The sequence below is a fragment of the Streptomyces sp. NPDC046727 genome, from assembly GCF_040645635.1.
Lineage (GTDB): Bacteria > Actinomycetota > Actinomycetes > Streptomycetales > Streptomycetaceae > Streptomyces.
Window position 1 is genome coordinate 1 of record NZ_JBEYYR010000101.1, and the last position, 1101, is coordinate 1101.

A 1101-nucleotide genomic window follows, 5' to 3' on the forward strand; every position below is an offset into this window, starting at 1 on the left:
GCGCCAATGGCAGCAGCTGTTCTTCGACGGCCGCTACAGCGAAACCAACCTGTCCGATAACCCCGACTTCCTGATGCTGGCCGCCGCCTTCGGCATTCCCGGCCAGCGCATCAGCCGCAAGGATCAGGTGGAGGGCGCGCTCGAGGCGCTGTTCAACACCGAAGGCCCTTATCTGCTGCAGGTCTCTATCGACGAACTCGAAAACGTCTGGCCGCTGGTGCCGCCGGGCGCCGGTAACGAAACCATGTTGGAGGAAATATCATGATGCAGCATCAACTCTCGATCCAGGCGCGTTTTCGCCCCGAAATGTTAGAGCGCGTATTGCGGGTCGTGCGTCATCGCGGCTTTCAGGTTTGTGCTATGAATATGGTTTCCCCGACCAACGCCGACAGCATCAATATCGAATTGACCGTTGCCAGCCCGCGTCCGGTCGCCCTGTTGTCATCTCAGTTAAGCAAACTGCTGGACGTCTCCTGCGTCGAGATCCAGCAGCCAACATCACAACAAATACGCGCCTGAGGCGCCGAGAAGGATAAATAACAATGACAAAGAAAGCCGATTACATTTGGTTCAATGGTGAGATGGTTCCTTGGGCCGAGGCCAAAGTGCACGTGATGTCGCACGCGCTGCATTACGGCACGTCGGTATTTGAAGGCGTACGCTGCTACGACTCGCATTTGGGGCCGGTGGTATTCCGTCATCGCGAGCATATGCAGCGCCTGCACGACTCGGCGAAAATCTACCGCATGCCGGTTTCGCAAAGCGTTGACGAGCTGATGGAAGCCTGCCGCGCCACGCTGCGCAAGAACAACCTGGTCAGCGCGTACATTCGCCCGCTGGTGTTCGTCGGCGATGTCGGCATGGGCGTCAACCCGCCGGCCGGTTACAAAACGGACGTGATTATCGCGGCGTTTCCTTGGGGCGCTTATCTGGGTGAAGAAGCGCTGGATCAAGGCATCGATGCGATGGTCTCCTCCTGGCACCGCGTCGCACCAAACACGATCCCCACTGCGGCCAAGGCCGGCGGTAACTATCTTTCCTCCCTGCTGGTGGGCAGCGAAGCGCGTCGCCACGGCTATCAGGAAGGCATCGCGCTCGACG

The 1101-nt window shown here is 59.0% G+C and carries 3 protein-coding genes; all 3 read left to right on the forward strand.

Going from position 1 to position 1101, the window contains the following annotated elements:
* Positions 1-265 (forward strand): thiamine pyrophosphate-dependent enzyme (locus tag ABZ937_RS42815; RefSeq protein WP_361701121.1); only part of this gene is annotated, 265 nt, incomplete at its 5' end.
* Positions 262-519 (forward strand): acetolactate synthase 2 small subunit, encoded by a 258-nt coding sequence (ilvM, locus tag ABZ937_RS42820; protein ID WP_049294986.1) that lies wholly within the window; start codon positions 262-264, stop codon positions 517-519. The genes ABZ937_RS42815 and ilvM, both read left to right, overlap by 4 nt.
* A gap of 23 nt (positions 520-542) precedes the next feature.
* The coding region (locus tag ABZ937_RS42825) for a branched-chain amino acid transaminase (protein ID WP_361701124.1) at positions 543-1101 on the forward strand (559 nt) is incomplete at its 3' end.

Excerpts from the sequence above, each read along its gene's own strand:
- ilvM (WP_049294986.1), top strand. The coding sequence starts at position 262 with ATGATGCAGCATCAACTCTCGATCCAGGCGCGTTTTCGCCCCGAAATG.